We start from the raw sequence: 16177 nt of genomic DNA, 5'->3' as shown, positions 1-16177 counted from the left end.
CTGCCCCGGAGCCCCACCATGATCCGCCCGCTTTCCCTGCTGTTGTGCCTGCTGGCCCCCGGTGTAGTGCTGGCGCAGTCCGCTGCCGGTGCCACTGGGCCACAGTCGGCGACCGATCTGGACCTGTCGCTCCCGCAGCAGCCGCTGCAGTACCTGAACGACCCGACCCTGCGAGGCGACCCGCCGGGCACCTTCTACGGCGACAAGACCGGCCGTCGCGCCACCCCGCGCAACGGCGCGTCCAACGGCATCGCCGACATCGCCGACGACAAGCTGCGGGTCAATGGCAGCATCACCACCGGCATCGGCTACGCCAAGAACTTCGGCAATACGCATTACAACGCCGCCGAGTTGAACCTCAACAAGAATTACACCAACGACGACGGCAAGACCCGCAACATGAACCTCAACATCCAGATCAGCGAGGGCAAGGGCCCGGGCTTCTATGGACCGTATGGGGGTGGGTATGGCGGTTACGGCCGTGGCTGGGACGGTCCGCCCCCCGTGGGCTGGTAACCGACTTCGCACGCTTCACCAGCACGGCCGGGGAAACCCGGCCGTTTGCATGTCCGGGTTCAGTCCCACCAGCCGTCGCGGCGGCTGCTCAGCACACGGCCATCGTGACCGCTCATGCGTACATCCACGCGCTGGTTGCGGGCATTGCGCGCCTCCAGGGTCCAGGTCGCGCCGTCCCGCTCGACCGATTCGATCTTCGTCAGCCCGGCCTTGCCGGCCAGGGTGAGGATCTGCCCGGCATCGAGCATGGCGCGTCCATCGCGTGGATCGAAGATCTCGCCCGTGGTTGGGTCGATGATCACATCGTCCACGCTGCCATCGGCACGGGTCACATCGGCTTCCCACACGCCGTCATCGCGCTCCAGCTCGTGCACCTGGGTGTAGCCGGCGGCGCGCAGCTTGGCCTGCACGTCGGCAGCGGAGAGGTCGGCGGCAAAGGCCGGGGCGGTGGTGAAGGCGGCCGCCAGGGCGGCGACGAGGATCAGCTTGGTCATGGGGTTGTTCCTGAAAGGGCCGGACCATCCCGGCGCCGCCAGTCTGGCAAGCGCCCTTAAGCGGACCATGAGCCCGGCTGTCAGGAACCGTTTAAGCGCGCGGCGTATACCGTATGCAGCCCTTCCTGCCCCGCCGCCATGCCCGCCCTGTCGCTGCTCCTGCCCCTGCTGTTGACCGCCGCCGCGCAGGACCCCATGCGGGTCCTCGATGGTGGCGCGCGCCAGCAGCAGGCCGTGCGCCAGGCCGTGCAGCAGGGCCGCTACGTGCCACTGGAAACGGTGGTGCGCGACGCCCTGCGTCGCTACCCGGGACAATTGCTGGAAGTGGAGCTGGACGATGGCAGGTACGAAATCGAGATCCTCGGCGCCAACGGCGTGGTGATGGAACTGGACTATGATGCGACCAGCGGCCGCCTGCTCAAGATGGAGGAGGACTGATGCGCCTGCTGCTTGCCGAGGACGATGCCCTGCTCGCCAGCCAGCTGCAGCTGCTGCTCGAGGACGCCGGCTACGTGGTGATCCACAGCAGCGAGGGCCGTGACGCCGAGTACCAGGGCCAGGTGGAGGACATCGCCGCGGCGATTGTCGATCTGGGCCTGCCAGGGCTCGATGGGTTGAGCGTGATCGAGCGCTGGCGCGAGGCCGGGCGCGATTTTCCGGTGCTGGTGCTCACCGCACGCACGCGCTGGCACGACAAGCTGGCCGGCTTCGATGCCGGTGCCGATGACTTCCTGACCAAGCCCTTCCAGCCCGAAGAGCTGCTGCTGCGGCTGCGCGCGTTGATCCGCCGCAGCGCCGGCCATGCCAGCCCGCGCCTGCAATGCGGCCCGCTGCGGCTGGACGTCAATGCCGGCCGCTTCGAGCTGGACGGCGTGCCGCTGCCCCTGAGCCCACAGGAGCACCGCATCCTGAGCTACTTCATGCACCACCCCGATGTGGTGATCAGCCGTTCGCGGCTGGGCGAGCATGTGTATGAGGCCGGCTTCGATCCGGAGTCCAATACGCTGGATGTGTTGATCGGGCGGATCCGCCGCAAGCTCGGCAGCACGCTCATCCACACCCATCGCGGCCAGGGCTTCCGCCTGTCGGCGCAGCCATGAAGACCCGCTCGCTGCGCAGCCGCCTGCTGTTGGCCGGTGGGTTGGGCATGGTGCTGGTCTCGGCACTGGCCACGTGGTGGCTGGGCGCGATGTACGAGCGTTCGGCGCGTACCGCCATGGACCAGCAGCTGGGCAACGACCTGATCGCGGTGCTGGCGCTGGTGGAAGCCGATGCGCAGGGCGGCGTGCAGGTGCGCGGCGAGCTGGGCGACGAACGCTATCGGCGCGTCTTTTCCGGCGCTTACTGGCAGCTCCAGGATGCGCAGGGCCAGGCGCTGGGACAATCGCGTTCGCTCTGGGATGAAACGCTCACGGTTCCCGCAACGCTGCGCACCGGGCCCGCCCAGTCCTTCGACACCACAGGCCCATTGCAGCAGCCGCTGCGTGCCCTCGCCCAGCAGGTCACCCTGCCGCGCGCGGCGACCCCGCTGCGGGTGGTGGTGGCTACCGACCGCAGCCAGCTGGATGCGCAGGTGACCGCGTTCCGCCAACGCACCGCGCTGGCGCTGATCATGCTGATCGCGCTGTGGTTCGCCGTGCTGGTCACCCAGGTGCATTACGGGCTGCGCCCGCTGACTGAGCTGGGTCGCATCGCCGAGCAGGTGCGCAATGGCGAGAACGTGCGTTTCCCGCAGCAGGGCCTGGTGAAGGAAGTGGCGCCGTTGGCGGGCGAGCTCAATGCGCTGTTGGACCACCATGGCCGCATGGTGCTGCGTGCACGGCGCAGTGCCGAAGATCTGGCACATGCACTGAAGACGCCCTTGACCGTGCTGACCACCGAAGCGGCGGGCGACGGCAATGACTGGCGCCGCACGCTGCGCAGCGAGACCGCGCGGATGCAGGCGAGCATTGACCGCTACCTGGCGGTGGGGGTGGCGGCCGACCACCAGCAGCGCACGCCGGTGGCACCGGTGGTGGTTGCGCTGTGCCGGTTGATGCAGCGCGTGCATGGCGAGCGTGAGGTGGTGTTCGCCTTCGATGCGGAGGCGGTTGGCGTGTTCGCCGGTGCACGCGAGGATCTGGAGGAGATGCTGGGCAACCTGCTCGACAACGCGGGCAAGTGGGCCGCGCGGCGGGTGGAGGTAACGGTCGCGCAGACCGGGAACCGCATCCATATCGAGGTCAACGACGATGGCCGTGGGTTGCCGGAAGACGATCTTGAACGCGTGTTGGGGCGCGGCGTTCGGTTGGACGAGCGCGCGCCGGGCAGCGGTCTAGGATTGGCGATCGTGGCCGACATTGCCGAGAGTTACGGCGGTGGGTTGGCGTTGCGCAATCGCACGCCGGGGCTGCAGGCGACGTTGACGTTGCCGGCCCCGCCGTAGAGCCGGGCTCTGCCCGGCTGCGCGGGCAGGTTACCTGCCCGCGTGCATCCACCAGCAGTCAATCGCATCCAGCACGATGTGCACCATCAACCCGATCCCGAACAGGCGGGTCTTCTTCGGCACGCACAGCCCGGCGTACACCGCGATCGCCGGTGCGGTATGCAACGGATGGAAGCCGATGCTGCAGCGGTTCGGGGCGTAGATCGGGTCGGCCAGCAGATGGTCCAGGTCGATGATCCAGCCCAGCAGCAACAGCGCCCAGGCCGACAGGAACCGCTTGCGCCAGAACATCCACGCCAGCAAAGCCGGCACCGCCGCATGCAGGAACAGATGGAAGATGGCGCGGCTGCTCATCGAGCCGCCGCGCCGTACGCGTTGATGTCGACCGCGCCGATCAGACCAGCGGCTCGTCGGACAGGTAGGTGTAGCCGGTCAGGCCTGCTTCCAGCGCGTCGGACAGCTCCTGCGCACGCGCCGGCGAAAGCTTCGCCGCTGCCACCCGCTCGGCATAACTCGCACGCAGGTCCGCGAGGCTGTAGCCCACGTAATCGAGCATCACATCGGTGGTATCACCACGACGCTGCTGGGTGATCGCGTAACCACCGGCATCGGCCCGCACTTCCACCGCGTCGGTGTCGCCGAACAGGTTGTGGATGTCGCCCAGGATCTCCTGGTACGCACCGACCATGAAGAAGCCGATGCGGTAGCTTTCGCCCGGCTTCACCGCATGCAGCGGCAGCGAGGTATCCAGGCTTTCGTTCTCGACGTAGGTCTTGACCATGCCGTCCGAATCGCAGGTCATGTCGGCGATGATGCCGCGGCGCTGCGGTTGCTCGTCCAGGCGCTCGATCGGCACGATCGGGAACACCTGGTCGATCGCCCAGGCGTCCGGGATCGACTCGAACACGCTGAAGTTGACGAAATACTTGTCCACCAGGCGCTCGTTCAACTCGTCCAGTGCCGGGCGGTGGCTCTTCTCGTCGTAGCTCAGGCGCGCGCGCACGGCGTGGGCGATGGCGTAGAACAGATCGTCGATGCGCGCCCGCTGCGGCAGGTCGATCTGGCCCAGCGCATAGCTGGACAGGCCTTCGGCGTGGAAATGCTGGGCTTCCTGGAACAGCTCCACAGCCGGGCGCTGGTCCAGGTCGTCGTGGATCTCACGCAGGTGGCGGATCGCGGCCGGCTCGTCGTCGTGCTGGTCCGGCACGCGGCCTTCCTGCGCCTCTTCGACCTCGGACACGTTGGCGATCAGCACCGCGTGGTGCGCGGTCATCGCCCGGCCACACTCGGTGACAATGCGCGGCGGGGTCAGGCCATGCTCCTCGCAGGCGTTGGCCAGCGGCTGCACGATGTTGCTGGCGTACGAATCCAGGCCGTAGTTGATCGAGCAGAAGCTGCGCGAACGGGTGCCTTCGTAATCCACGCCCAGCCCGCCGCCGACGTCCACGTGGGTGATCTTCGCGCCCAGGCGCGAGAGCTCCACGAAGTAGCGGGTGGCTTCGCGCATGCCGTTGGCGATATCGCGCACGTTGGAGATCTGCGAGCCCATATGGAAATGCAGCAGGCTGAGGCAGTCGGCGTACTCGGTGTCGCGCAGCGACTTCCACAAGTCCAGCAACTGGCGCGGGGAGAGGCCGAACTTGGCCTTGTCGCCGCCGCTGTTCTGCCACTTACCCGCGCCGAGCGAGGCCAGGCGCATGCGCACGCCCAGGCCCGGCTTCACGTCCAGCGCCTTGGACTCCTCCAGCACCAGCTTCAGCTCGGAGGGCTTCTCGATCACGATGAAGGTCTGCAGGCCCAGCTTGCGGCCGATCAGGGCCAGCCGGATGTACTCGCGGTCCTTGTAGCCGTTGCAGACGATCAGCCCGCCCGGGCGCGACAGCGCCAGCACGGCCATCAGCTCCGGCTTGCTGCCGGCCTCCAGGCCGAAGCCCTCGCCGTGATGGCTGGCCAGGGTGCCGGCCACGCCACGGTGCTGGTTGACCTTGATCGGGTACACCGCCGTATAGCCGCCGGCGTAGTCCCAGTCGGCCTGGGCCTGGCCGAATGCGGCCTGCAGCTTGCCGAGGCGCTGGCCGAGGATGTCCGGGAAGCGCACCAGCAGGGGCAGCTTGGCCCCGCCCGCGCGTGCGGCGTCCACGATATTCGGCAAGGACACCACCGGGCCGTCCTGGCCAGTCGGTCTCACCACCATGTGTCCTGCCTGATCCACGTCGAAGTAACCATCCGCCCAATGCGGAATCGAGTAGGTCTTGCGGGCTTGGTCGAGGGACCAATCGGTCATTTCAGTGGGCCTGGTTGGTAAAAAAGGGGGTGCATGATAACGCCTATATGGCGACAGCTCCGTTATCATGCGCGCCCGCGCCCGTGCCCGTGCCCAGGTTGGAACCTGAACAGGGCTGCCCGGCGTTATCCCCCCCTCCGAACAGGACCGTTACCCCATGACTGACAACAACAACTGGTACATCGAGCACTTCGAGCGCACCGGCTCGGCCATCGGCTACCGCCTGACGGGCAAGCTGGACGAGGTGCAGTCGCCGTTCCAGAAGATCGAGATCTTCGCGACCACCGACTGGGGCAATCTGATGACCATCGATGGCGCCATCATGTTGACCAGCAAGGACAACTTCTTCTATCACGAGATGATCAGCCACCCGGTGCTGTTCACCCATGCCGCCCCCAAGCGCGTGGTGATCATCGGCGGCGGTGACTGCGGCACCCTGCGCGAGGTGCTCAAGCACCAGGGCGTGGAGAGCGTCACCCAGTGCGACATCGACGAGCAGGTCACCCGCATGGCCGAGAAGTACTTCCCGGAACTGTGCGATTCCAACGGCGACCCGCGCGCCGAGCTGATGTTCGACGACGGCGTGGCCTACATGGCCAACTGCCCGGCCGGCAGCGTGGACGTGGTGATCGTCGATTCCACCGATCCGGTCGGCCCCGGCGAGGGCCTGTTCAACAAGGCCTTCTACGAGAGCTGCTTCAAGGCTCTGAAGGACGACGGCATCCTGGTGCAGCAGTCCGAATCGCCGCTGATGCAGCTGGACCTGATCAACGAAATGCGCACGGAAATGGGCAAGGCCGGCTTCCAGTCCTTCAAGACCCTGCCGTTCCCGCAGCCGTGCTACCCCACCGGCTGGTGGAGCGTGACCCTGGCGCGCAAGGGCCAGAGCAGCTTCGACTTCCGCCAGGCCGATTCGGCCTCGAAGAGCTTCGACACGCTGTACTACACCGCCGCGCTGCATACCGGCGTGCTGGTGACCCCGCCCTTCGTGGCGGCAGCCCTGAAGGGCTGATCGAAACGCGTACCGACCAACGGTCGGTACCTAAAAAAACCCGCGCTGGCGACAGCGCGGGTTTTTTCGTTCTGGTAGGTATCGACCGTTGATCGATACGGGCCTCAAAGGGCCCAGATCCCAGCAATGACCAGCAACACCAGCCCCCACTTGATCGCGTGGTAGGCGAACGCGCTGCGCGCGCGCAGCGCCTTGGCCTTCAGGCGCACCTTGTACAGGCCACCGAACGCCTTGTTGACGCCGCCGGTGGGGTCGCCGGGGAAGTTCGGCGAGGCGCCACCGGCCAGCAGCGTGGCGGCCACGGCGCGGTTGAACAGGCCCGGCAGGCCGAACCGCAGCGGGCGGGCGATGTCGCAGAACAGGATCACCCGGTCCGCGTCGGTCTCGTTGTGCGCATGGTGCACATAGGTCTCGTCGAACATCATCCACTCGCCATCGCGCCAGCTTTTGCGGATGCCGTCCACCTCGATGTAGCAGCGGTCGTCATTCGGCGTGGCCAGGCCAAGATGCAGCCGCAGCGAACCGGCGAACGGGTCGCGGTGCGGGCGCAGCTCGCTGCCCGGCGGCAGCTGCGCGAACATTGCCGCGCGCACGTCCGGAATGGACTCCAGCAGCGCGGTGGTCTGCGGGCACAGCACCTTGGCCGACGGGTGCGAGGGGCCGTACCACTTCAGGTAGAAGCGCTTCCAGCCGCGACGGAAGAACGAATTGAAGCCGGCGTCGTTGTAGCTGCTGGACGCGGCGATCTTGTCCGCGTCGCGCAGCGCCAGCGCCTCGTCGCGGATCATCTGCCAGTTGTCGCGCAGCGGCTGCAGCTGCGGGAACGACTGGCCCGGGTCCAGGAACGGCGTGGTCGGCACCTTCGAGAACAGGTACATGACCACGTTGATCGGTGCCATGAAGCTGGAATGGTCGAGCAACTGGCGCGACCAGCGCGCGCGCACCTTGCCGCGGTAGTGCACGTACAGCACGCACGCCACGAACAGCGCCACCACAATTATCTTGATCATCGAGCATCCACCGGCCGCTGCCGGAAAACCCATCGGGGTGAAAAGGGGGGAGTGCCAGGCGCGACGGAGACGTGCCGTCGGGTGCGGGTACTGCCGCGCAGGCTGTATTCAACACCGCTATGGTCGGCACCGATCTGCCCCCGGTCAAGCCAGGCGGACGGGACATTCATGTCCATCCGACGGATACAGGACCGGGGAACAGCCCACTGTCCGGCCCGCCAGTGGCGTTACCAGCCATTCTCAAATCATTGATTTAAATGTGAATGTGAGAATTTTTCAGGCGTTTTGCGACACGCTGCCGCGACAAACTGTTCCACCCCCGGTTACGACATTTTTCCGACAAATACTGGTTTGGTGTACTCATGAGTACTAAAATTAACGAAATCTTAGCTCTCCCCCATTCAGCAACACCGGTACGCCTGACGCTTTGCGCCGACCGCCGGGTCGCCCCAAAACGTCATGAATACAACTGCTGCTTCGTGTGTCGACGACACCACCCCCGCCGAGCTGCTCAAGCGCGGCGAACGCCTGCTTGAACCCGATGTCTACCGCACCTGCCTCAACGGCCGGCCAGCCGTGGTGAAGGACTACACCCGCTATCGGGGCACCCCGCTGTCGCCGGTGGCCCGCCTGCTGGTTCGCCGCGAGGCGCGCATCCTGCAACGCCTGAGCGGCTGGAAGCACGCGCCAGCCCTGCTGGGCACCATGGTAGGCGGCTTGGCGCTGGGCATGGAGTTCATCCCTGGCCAGACGCTGAGCGCGGCCCAGTCGGTTGGCATCGAGGTGTTCGAGCAGTTGCAGCATGCGCTCGGCCGGCTGCATGCCGCCGGCATCACCCACAATGACCTGCACGGCACCAACGTGATGGTCAGCGGTGGCGTGCCGGTGCTGGTGGACTTCACCTCGGCCTGGCGCAGCACGCGCTGGCTGCCGGTGCACCCGGTCTCGCGCCAGTTGCGCCGCAGCGACATGAAGAACCTGCTGAAGATGCGCCAGCGCCTCACCGGCACCCGCCCCAGCGCCTCCGAGGCGGCACAGGTGGCCGATCCGCGCTGGGTGGCCGGGGTGCGCGTGGCGTGGAAGCGGTTTTACCGGTGGTTCAAGGCCTGAATGCCTGCCGGGCAGAGCCCGGCACTACAGCGCGTCCGCGTCCAGTTCGCCGGTGCGGATGCGCACCACGCTGCCCAGGTCGTATACGAACACCTTGCCGTCGCCGATCTTGCCGGTGCCGGCGGCCTTGACGATCGCTTCCACCACCTCGTCCACCTGGCCGTCGGTGACCGCCACCTCGATCTTCACCTTGGGCAGGAAGTCCACCACGTATTCCGCGCCGCGGTACAGCTCGGTGTGACCCTTCTGCCGCCCAAAGCCCTTGACCTCGGTGACCGTGATACCGGTGACGCCACGCTCGGCCAGCGCTTCGCGCACGTCGTCGAGCTTGAACGGCTTGAGCACCGCCATGACCATCTTCATCTGTTCGCTCCTGTCTTCGCGGCAGAGGATAACGCCTGTCTGCCGATGAACGCGATGCGGGCGGACGCCACCACCCTGTGCGCTGCGGATTATCCTTACCCGTGAAGCCTGACCAGCCTGATGGTGGTCACGGCCGGCAAGGCCGAGAATGCCCCCACCAGCGGAGACACCATGATTGACCTCAACCAAATTGATGACCTTGCCCGCCGCCTGAGCGACATGGTCCCCCCGGGCCTGCGCGAGCAGCGCGAAGAACTGCAGGCCACGTTCAAGAGCGCGCTGCAGGCCGGGTTGGCCAGGCTGGATCTGGTGACCCGTGAAGAATTCGACGTGCAGCGCGCCGTGCTGCTGCGCACCCGCGAGAAGCTGGACGCGCTGGAGCAGACCGTCGCCGCGCTGGAAGCGGCCGCCCAACCGCCGGCCGAGCGCCCGGCCCCGTAAAGGAACCCCCATGAGCCTGGCGCTGGTGCACAGCCGTGCCCGCGCCGGCGTCCATGCGCCCGCGGTCCGGATCGAAGTTCTCCTCTCCGGTGGCCTGCCCCATGTGCAGATCGTCGGCTTGCCCGAGGCGGCCGTACGCGAGTCGCGCGACCGGGTCCGCGCCGCCTTGGTCTGCGCCCAGTTCGAGTACCCGCAGCGGCGCATCCTGATCAACCTGGCCCCGGCCGACCTGCCCAAGGAAGGGGGGCGCTTCGACCTGGCCATCGCGCTGGGGATCCTCGCCGCCAGCGACCAGATCGACCGCCAGCTGCTGGCCGACTACGAGTTCCTGGGCGAACTGGCGCTTACCGGTGAACTGCGCGGCGTGGACGGTGCGCTGCCCGCCGCCATCGCCGCCGCAGGTCTGGGCCGCACGCTGGTGGTCGCGGCCAGCAACGGCGCCGAGGCGGCACTGGCCCAGCATGCCGACGTGCGCGTGGCCCGCACCCTGCTTGAGGTGTGCGCCGCACTGGCGGGCCGTTCGCTGCCGCACGCAGTGCCGGCACCGGTCACGCCGCTGGCAGTGCCCGACCTGCGCGACGTTCGCGGCCAGCAACAGGCGCGACGCGCGCTGGAAGTGGCTGCCGCCGGCGGGCACCACCTGCTGCTGGTCGGCACCCCCGGCTGCGGCAAGACCCTGCTCGCCTCGCGCCTGCCCGGCATCCTGCCCGACGCCACCGAAGCCGAAGCGCTGGAAACGGCCACCATCGCCTCCTGCAGCGGCGCCGGCATCGACACCGCCCGCTGGCGCCATCGCCCGTATCGCGCGCCGCACCATACGGCCAGCGCGGTATCGCTGGTCGGGGGCGGCGCGCACCCTCGTCCGGGCGAGATCTCACTCGCCCACAACGGCGTGCTGTTCCTGGACGAGCTGCCGGAGTGGAGCCGCCACACGCTGGAAGTGCTGCGCGAGCCGCTCGAGTCCGGCACGGTCATGGTCGCCCGCGCCGCGCGCACCGATGCCTTCCCGGCGCGGTTCCAGCTGGTGGCCGCCATGAACCCCTGCCCCTGCGGCTGGGCCGGCGACCGCAGCGGGCGCTGCCGCTGCAGCCAGGACAGCATCGCGCGCTATCGCGGCCGCATCTCGGGCCCGCTGCTGGATCGCATCGACCTGCATGTGCAGGTGCCCCGGCTGGAGCCGTCCGAACTGCGCAGCGACGCGCCACCGGGTGAGGCAAGCGCCTGCGTGCGTGCCCGGGTGGTAACCGCACGGGAAGTACAGCTCGCGCGCAGTGGCGGACCCAATGCGCAACTGTTGCCCAGCGAGCTTGACCAGCACTGCCGGCTGACGGATGACGACCAACAGCTGCTGGAGTCCGCCGTGGAGCAACTGCAGCTGTCAGCGCGCTCCATGCACCGCATCCTGCGCGTGGCCCGGACGGTGGCCGACCTGGCCGGTTGCGACCAGATCGCAACCGCGCATCTGGCCGAGGCCATCAGCTACCGGCAGGTGGATCGGGGTGGTACGGGCTGAATCAATCTGCAAACCAAGGAACCACCACAGTTGAATTACACACTTCCGATGATGGAATGACGATTGGTCGGGACGGCCTTTGCTCCGTTTCGGGTCATGCGTTACCGGACGATGGCCCTTTATCGGCAGTCGTTTGGGAACCGACCCTACCGGCTTCGATGCTCCCCGGCAGGGTCGGGTTTCGCTTGGCGGCCGATACCTCGGCGTTCGGCTATTGGAAGTCCAACGACAACTCCACGAACATCGAACGGCCGAAGGCGTTGTACACGCCCTGGTCGTAGTACGGCCAGTTGCCGTTGGTGTTGTCCACCGGCGGGCGCTCATTGGTCAGGTTGTTGGCGGTCAACAGCACGCTGGCGAGCTTGTTGATGCGGTAGTTGACCGTGGCGTTCCAGGTCGTCCACGGGCCGATGTTGCGTTCCTCTCCCGTGGCATTCCAGGTCGGGGCGTTGCGGACGCCGTACAGGTTGGTGTTGAACGCACCGATATTCCAGTTCACGCCCAGTGTTGCCCGGTACTGAAGCTCATTGGAGTTACCGCAGCACAGCATGTCGTACACCGGGTCGCCTTCCTGCTGCTGCTGTTCGTGCTTCAGGGGGCGGTAGTAGCCCGCGCTCACGCCGAAATCGCCCAGCCTTCCCGCCTTCCAGCGGTAGTCGCCGGAGGCCTGGATACCGGTCTGGCGCTGCTTGGCCAGGTTGATGGGGTAGGAGAAGACCTTGGACACGCCGTTGGGGTTGAGCGGGTCGGTGGCCGGCAGGCGCTGCACCTGGGCGAGGATCTGGCGGCAGGTCGGCGAGTTGATGTCGAACGCCACGTCGCCATTCTCGGAGGTTCCCAGACGGCAGTTGGCCTCGGTGGCGAGGATGCTGTCGGTGCCGAGGATGGCGACTTCGTTTTCGATCTTCACCGAGTTGTAGTCGACCGACAGATTCAGGGCATTGTCCAGCGCCGACCAGACGAAGCCATAGGTGAAGGTCTCCGCCGTGATGTCCTTCAGGTCGCGGTTGCCGGTGCTGGAGGACAGTACCTGCAGCGAGGACTGCGGGCACTCATCGAAGTTCTCGGAGGTGTAACCGGCCTGTCGGCACAGGAAGGTGTCCACGTTGGTGGTGTAGCCGCTGCTTTCGCGCGAGTACAGGTAGAACATGTCGGGCGATCGGAACGCGGTTGCATAGCTGCCGCGCAGCAGCAGCGATTCGATCGGGCGGTATTCCAGGCCGAGCTTCCAGGTCGCCTTGCCATTGCCGCCGCCGCCCTGCAGGGAATACTTGTCGTAGCGCCCCGACAGGTTGGCGTTGAGCGTGTCGAAGATCGGCACCTGCAGCTCGGCACCCACCGCGTACAGGTCGCGCTGGCCCTCGGCCGATGTGCTTGCCGTCTGGCCGCGGAACAGGACCGACGCATTGGGATCGGCCGATTGGTTGAAGAACTTCTCGCGGGTTCCCTGCAGGATCATCGCAAAGCCCACGTCACCGGCAGGCAGGCCGAACAGCGACGTGTTGGTCACCAGCGCGGTCACCCCGGTACGCGACGCCGACGAGGCGGCGCGGTTGGTGCCGCTGAACTGGTCGTACTGTTCCCGCGTCAGCGGCTGGTACAGCACATCCAGGTTCGGCGCATAGGCGTCGTAGCCGTTGACCTTGCCCAGTTGCGGCCCGAGGTAGTAGTCGTCAATGCCGCCCCTGGCCAGGAAGTCGGTGGACTTGCGGGTGACGTCGGTGCTCGAGCGGTTCACGTACACGTCGTAGTCGAAGCCGGTATCACCCAGACCACCGCGGGCGCCGGCGGTGATGTTGAGCGAGCGGGTATAGACACGCTGGTCCTTCGCGTCCATGCCCACTTCTTCAGGTGCATAGATGCGCTGCCACTGCTCGTAGTTGCCGGTGGTCTGGTTGTAGAAGGTCTTGTTCCAGAAAGGGCTGCCGCCGGAATAGGTGGGCCGGCCGAAGCTGAAGAGGATGTCCGAGTACAGCTCGGTGGTTTCGCTGAGGTGGTAGCGCAGGAACGTGGTGGCGTTGACGTCTTCGCTCCTGTTGTAGAGCGTGGCGGTGCCGACGTTGTCTGGGCTGCCGCAGTAGTAGCCCGTTCCCGCCGCGTTGCGGTGCGCGTAGGTGGTGCTGCCACCGAACAGGTAGGACAGCGGCGCACAGGTGGCCTGGCCGGGGTCGATGTAGCCATTGGGGGACATCTGCATGCGCAGGAACGTGCGCGAGGGGTCCTGCGGCCCGGTCGGGCTGTCGTTGACGCTGTCGATGTAGCTGCGGTCGGAGGCGAAGATGGGCTTCTGCTTTGTGTACTCCAGGCCGTAGCTGAGATCGAGGTTGCCGAAGGTATGGCCGCTGCTGAAGATGAAGCGCTGGCTCGATCCGCCACCGTCGCTGTAACCGCCAGCGCGGTAGCGGAAGTGCGTGCCGTCCACCTTGTCTTTCAGCACGATGTTGATCACGCCCGCCACGGCCGATGAGCCGTACACCGACGACTGCCCGCCGGTCAGCACGTCGATGCGCTCCACCATGCCCAAGGGGATATTGGCGATATCCACGATGCTGGTATTGCCGTTGTAGGCAAGCGGATAGCTGTTGAGCGGGCGTCCGTTGAGCAGCGTGAGCGTGTAGCTCGGGTCGAGCCCGAACAGGCTCACCGCCTTTGCACCCGGCGTGTAGGAGCCCGTGCCCTGGGAGTCCTGTACCGAGCCGTTGGCCACGGGCAGCGAGCGCAGCGCATCGAACACCGTGGTGAAGCCCTGCGCCTCGATTTTCTCGGCGGTGATGGTGGTCACCGGCGAAGGGCCTTCGATCTGCGCGCGGGGGATCAATGAGCCGGTGACGTTCACGGCATCGAGCTGGCGCGTGGCCGGCGTGGTGTCGTCTTCAGCGGGCGGGGTTGCCTGTGCCTGTGCGGCCAGGGGATGGAGCAGTACGGACGACACCAGCAACGACAGCAACGTGCGCTTCATCTTGCAGATCTCCAGTACAAGGTCTCCCGGCGCCGCAGGGGCGCAGGAGGGTTGGGTGTGTAGAAGGGTTCCGTGGGGCGTGGGGTGCAGCTTTTCTAGATCGATCTAAATGGATTGTCAATAATTTGAAATGAAACCAATTCCAAGCGCTTAGATCGAACTAAATGGCACTTGCGATGGACCAGGCCGCTGTTGCAGGATCGTCGCGGTTGCCCATCCCGTCCTGGAGTGCCACGTATGCGTTTGCGCCGTTGCCTGATCGCCCCTGTCGTCGCTGCAGCCCTCGCCTTCCCCGCCGCACACGCTGCGGAGATTCAACAGACCCGCGACGGGGTCACGCTGACCTATCAGGACGAGAGTGGCTCAACGGTTGCAGCGGTGCGTGACCGCATCATCGCGACGTTCTTCGCTACCTATCCGCGTGAGCGGAGGGACTTCCATCCCTCGGCACCGTCCAGCGTGCGCATCGTCATGGACCCGTCGTACGACGGTGTTGCGTACGTGGGTGAGAAGGAGAAATCTGCCACCATCACCATCAACCCGCGCTGGCTGGAGAAGCATCCCAACGACACCGACCTGGTCACCCATGAAGCCATGCACATCGTGCAGGGCTACCCGGGCTACGCCAGCGAACAGGCGCCTTCGTGGTTGGTGGAGGGGATCGCCGACTATGCACGTGACTTTTACGGTGTCGACAACGGTGCCGGCGGCTGGGCGCTACCCGCGCAGGTGAAGGCTGAGCACAAGGTGGATACGGGTTACCGGGTTACCGGTGCGTTCCTGAAGTGGGGCGAGGCCGGGCATCCGGGATTGGTGAAGGCGCTGGATGCGGCGCTGCGGAAGGGCCGCTATACGCCTGCGTTGTGGAAGCAGCACACCGGCGAGGATCTGCCGGCGCTTTGGGATGCTTATGTCGCCCAGCAGGGCGGTGCCGTGCGGGGCGCTTGATAGCAGAAGCGTCGCTCCGTTTTGGGTCCATGCGTCAATGCATCATGTAGGGCCGAGGGCAGTCGTTTGGGAACCGACCCTACCGATCTGCGGCGCCATGCAGCGCGAAGCAGTATTGATGTGCGGCGCCATGCAGCGCGCAGCAGTATTGATGTGCGGCGTCGTTCAGCACGAAGCGTTATCGATCTTTTTCGTCGCTTAGCACGAAACGCTCGATGGCCAGGGCCACGCCCTCTTCCGAGTTGGTTGCTGTCTGGTGCAGGGCGGCAGCCTTGACGGCATCGACCGCGTTGCCCATCGCCACGCTGGTGCCGGCGTACTGGAGCATGCTCAGGTCGTTTTCCTGGTCGCCGATGGCCATCACCTGGGCGCGGTCGATACCGAGGTGTTCGGCCAGCTTCTGCAGGCTCGGTCCCTTGCCTGCGCGCTGATCGAAGACTTCGAGGAAGAACGCGGCGCTCTTGAGCACCGCGAAGCGCTCGGTCAACGCGGCAGGCAGCTGCGGGATGATGGCGTCGAGGATATGCGGCTCGTCGACCATCATCAGCTTGATGAAGGACATCTCCGGGTCCATGTCGCGGACGCTCCGATACGACAGCGGCACGCGCGACAGGTGGCAGTCGGCCACGGTGTAGATACTGATGTCCTGGTTGGGCGTGTACAGCCGCTCGCCATCCAGCGCCTGGAAGTGCACGCCCAGCTCGCGTGCCACCTGCTCACAGAACAGGAAGTCATCGAAGCTGAGCGGATACTCCACTACCACCTCACCGGTGGCAACGCGCGTGACCAGGCCGCCATTGCAGGCGATGCAGTAGTCCTCGCTCCCGTTGATCCCCAGCTCGTCCAGGAACGGCGCAAGGCCCGATACCGGCCGGCCACTGGTCAGCACGATCCGCACGCCCTGCTCGCGGGCACGGGTAATGGCCTGCTTCACCCGTGGCGTGAGCCGGTGCGCCGGGTCCAGCAGCGTGCCATCCATATCGATGGCAACCAGCTCAATAGCCGGTGGTCGGCTGCTCCTGTCCATCACGCTCAACCTTTCGCACCGCGGCTTGCACTGGCATTCCAGCAATACGGCCTAGTTTACCAGTGGCGTGCTTCA

Annotated in this window: 16 protein-coding genes; 9 read left to right on the top strand and 7 right to left on the bottom strand. The window is 66.2% G+C overall.

Going from position 1 to position 16177, the window contains the following annotated elements:
* The first annotated feature begins 18 nt into the window (after nucleotides 1–18).
* On the top strand, nucleotides 19–516 hold the full coding sequence (locus ACREPD_RS00260; protein WP_421567895.1) for a hypothetical protein: 498 nt from the start codon (nucleotides 19–21) through the stop codon (nucleotides 514–516).
* 59 nt (nucleotides 517–575) lie between these two features.
* Here ACREPD_RS00260 and ACREPD_RS00255 read toward each other — a convergent pair whose 3' ends face one another.
* Nucleotides 576–1010: a PepSY domain-containing protein gene (locus ACREPD_RS00255; protein WP_431597419.1), complete on the bottom strand. Its 435-nt coding sequence runs from the start codon at nucleotides 1008–1010 to the stop codon at nucleotides 576–578.
* Nucleotides 1011–1148: 138 nt separating this feature from the next.
* Between ACREPD_RS00255 and ACREPD_RS00250 the strand changes: the two genes are divergently transcribed.
* The 3 genes from ACREPD_RS00250 to ACREPD_RS00240 are packed head-to-tail and all read left to right on the top strand — an operon-like array spanning nucleotide 1149 to nucleotide 3435.
* Nucleotides 1149–1448 (top strand): PepSY domain-containing protein, encoded by a 300-nt coding sequence (locus ACREPD_RS00250; protein ID WP_431597418.1) that lies wholly within the window; start codon nucleotides 1149–1151, stop codon nucleotides 1446–1448.
* Nucleotides 1448–2110: a response regulator transcription factor gene (locus tag ACREPD_RS00245; protein ID WP_431597417.1), complete on the top strand. Its 663-nt coding sequence runs from the start codon at nucleotides 1448–1450 to the stop codon at nucleotides 2108–2110. The genes ACREPD_RS00250 and ACREPD_RS00245 overlap by 1 nt, the downstream gene beginning before the upstream one ends.
* On the top strand, nucleotides 2107–3435 hold the full coding sequence (locus ACREPD_RS00240) for an ATP-binding protein (protein ID WP_431597416.1): 1329 nt from the start codon (nucleotides 2107–2109) through the stop codon (nucleotides 3433–3435). The genes ACREPD_RS00245 and ACREPD_RS00240 overlap by 4 nt, the downstream gene beginning before the upstream one ends.
* A 30-nt stretch (nucleotides 3436–3465) precedes the next feature.
* Here ACREPD_RS00240 and ACREPD_RS00235 read toward each other — a convergent pair whose 3' ends face one another.
* Together ACREPD_RS00235 and speA are read right to left on the bottom strand one after the other, a co-directional pair.
* The gene (locus ACREPD_RS00235) at nucleotides 3466–3789 is read right to left on the bottom strand and encodes a DUF6122 family protein (RefSeq protein WP_431597415.1); all 324 of its coding nucleotides are present in this window, start codon (nucleotides 3787–3789) and stop codon (nucleotides 3466–3468) included.
* 40 nt (nucleotides 3790–3829) lie between these two features.
* Nucleotides 3830–5719, bottom strand: a complete 1890-nt coding sequence (gene speA, locus ACREPD_RS00230) for an arginine decarboxylase (RefSeq protein ID WP_431597414.1) — start codon at nucleotides 5717–5719, stop codon at nucleotides 3830–3832.
* Nucleotides 5720–5876: 157 nt separating this feature from the next.
* Here speA and speE point away from each other — a divergent pair, with 157 nt between their 5' ends.
* A complete protein-coding gene (gene speE / locus ACREPD_RS00225; RefSeq protein ID WP_431597413.1) occupies nucleotides 5877–6731 on the top strand; it encodes a polyamine aminopropyltransferase in 855 nt (284 codons plus the stop codon).
* Nucleotides 6732–6835: 104 nt separating this feature from the next.
* Here speE and ACREPD_RS00220 read toward each other — a convergent pair whose 3' ends face one another.
* Nucleotides 6836–7741 carry an aspartyl/asparaginyl beta-hydroxylase domain-containing protein gene (locus ACREPD_RS00220; protein WP_431597412.1) on the bottom strand — a complete coding sequence of 302 codons (906 nt, stop codon included), beginning with the start codon at nucleotides 7739–7741 and terminating at the stop codon, nucleotides 6836–6838.
* A gap of 459 nt (nucleotides 7742–8200) precedes the next feature.
* Between ACREPD_RS00220 and ACREPD_RS00215 the strand changes: the two genes are divergently transcribed.
* On the top strand, nucleotides 8201–8851 hold the full coding sequence (locus ACREPD_RS00215) for an RIO1 family regulatory kinase/ATPase (RefSeq protein ID WP_431597411.1): 651 nt from the start codon (nucleotides 8201–8203) through the stop codon (nucleotides 8849–8851).
* A 24-nt stretch (nucleotides 8852–8875) separates the two neighbouring features.
* On the opposite strand, the gene ACREPD_RS00210 is transcribed toward ACREPD_RS00215, so the two are convergent.
* Entirely contained in the window at nucleotides 8876–9214 is a 339-nt protein-coding gene (locus tag ACREPD_RS00210) for a P-II family nitrogen regulator (RefSeq protein ID WP_068854331.1), read from the bottom strand.
* Nucleotides 9215–9385: 171 nt separating this feature from the next.
* On the opposite strand from ACREPD_RS00210, the gene ubiK reads away from it, so the two are divergent.
* The gene (gene ubiK, locus ACREPD_RS00205; protein WP_421567881.1) at nucleotides 9386–9655 is read left to right on the top strand and encodes a ubiquinone biosynthesis accessory factor UbiK; all 270 of its coding nucleotides are present in this window, start codon (nucleotides 9386–9388) and stop codon (nucleotides 9653–9655) included.
* A 10-nt stretch (nucleotides 9656–9665) separates the two neighbouring features.
* Nucleotides 9666–11168, top strand: coding sequence for a YifB family Mg chelatase-like AAA ATPase (locus ACREPD_RS00200; RefSeq protein ID WP_431597410.1), 1503 nt, complete (start codon nucleotides 9666–9668; stop codon nucleotides 11166–11168).
* Between the two features lie 211 nt (nucleotides 11169–11379).
* Here ACREPD_RS00200 and ACREPD_RS00195 read toward each other — a convergent pair whose 3' ends face one another.
* Nucleotides 11380–14127, bottom strand: coding sequence for a TonB-dependent receptor plug domain-containing protein (locus ACREPD_RS00195; RefSeq protein ID WP_431597409.1), 2748 nt, complete (start codon nucleotides 14125–14127; stop codon nucleotides 11380–11382).
* Between the two features lie 237 nt (nucleotides 14128–14364).
* Here ACREPD_RS00195 and ACREPD_RS00190 point away from each other — a divergent pair, with 237 nt between their 5' ends.
* Entirely contained in the window at nucleotides 14365–15075 is a 711-nt protein-coding gene (locus ACREPD_RS00190) for a basic secretory protein-like protein (RefSeq protein ID WP_431597408.1), read from the top strand.
* Nucleotides 15076–15253: 178 nt separating this feature from the next.
* Here the strand turns inward: ACREPD_RS00190 and yidA are convergent, their stop codons facing one another.
* Nucleotides 15254–16102: a sugar-phosphatase gene (gene yidA / locus ACREPD_RS00185; protein WP_431597407.1), complete on the bottom strand. Its 849-nt coding sequence runs from the start codon at nucleotides 16100–16102 to the stop codon at nucleotides 15254–15256.
* Nucleotides 16103–16177: the final 75 nt, after the last annotated feature.

The sequence above is a fragment of the Stenotrophomonas sp. genome, from assembly GCF_050737075.1.
Taxonomy (GTDB): domain Bacteria; phylum Pseudomonadota; class Gammaproteobacteria; order Xanthomonadales; family Xanthomonadaceae; genus Stenotrophomonas.
The sequence above is the reverse complement of the archived record's forward strand: the minus strand, read 5'-3'. Positions and strand labels throughout refer to the sequence as shown.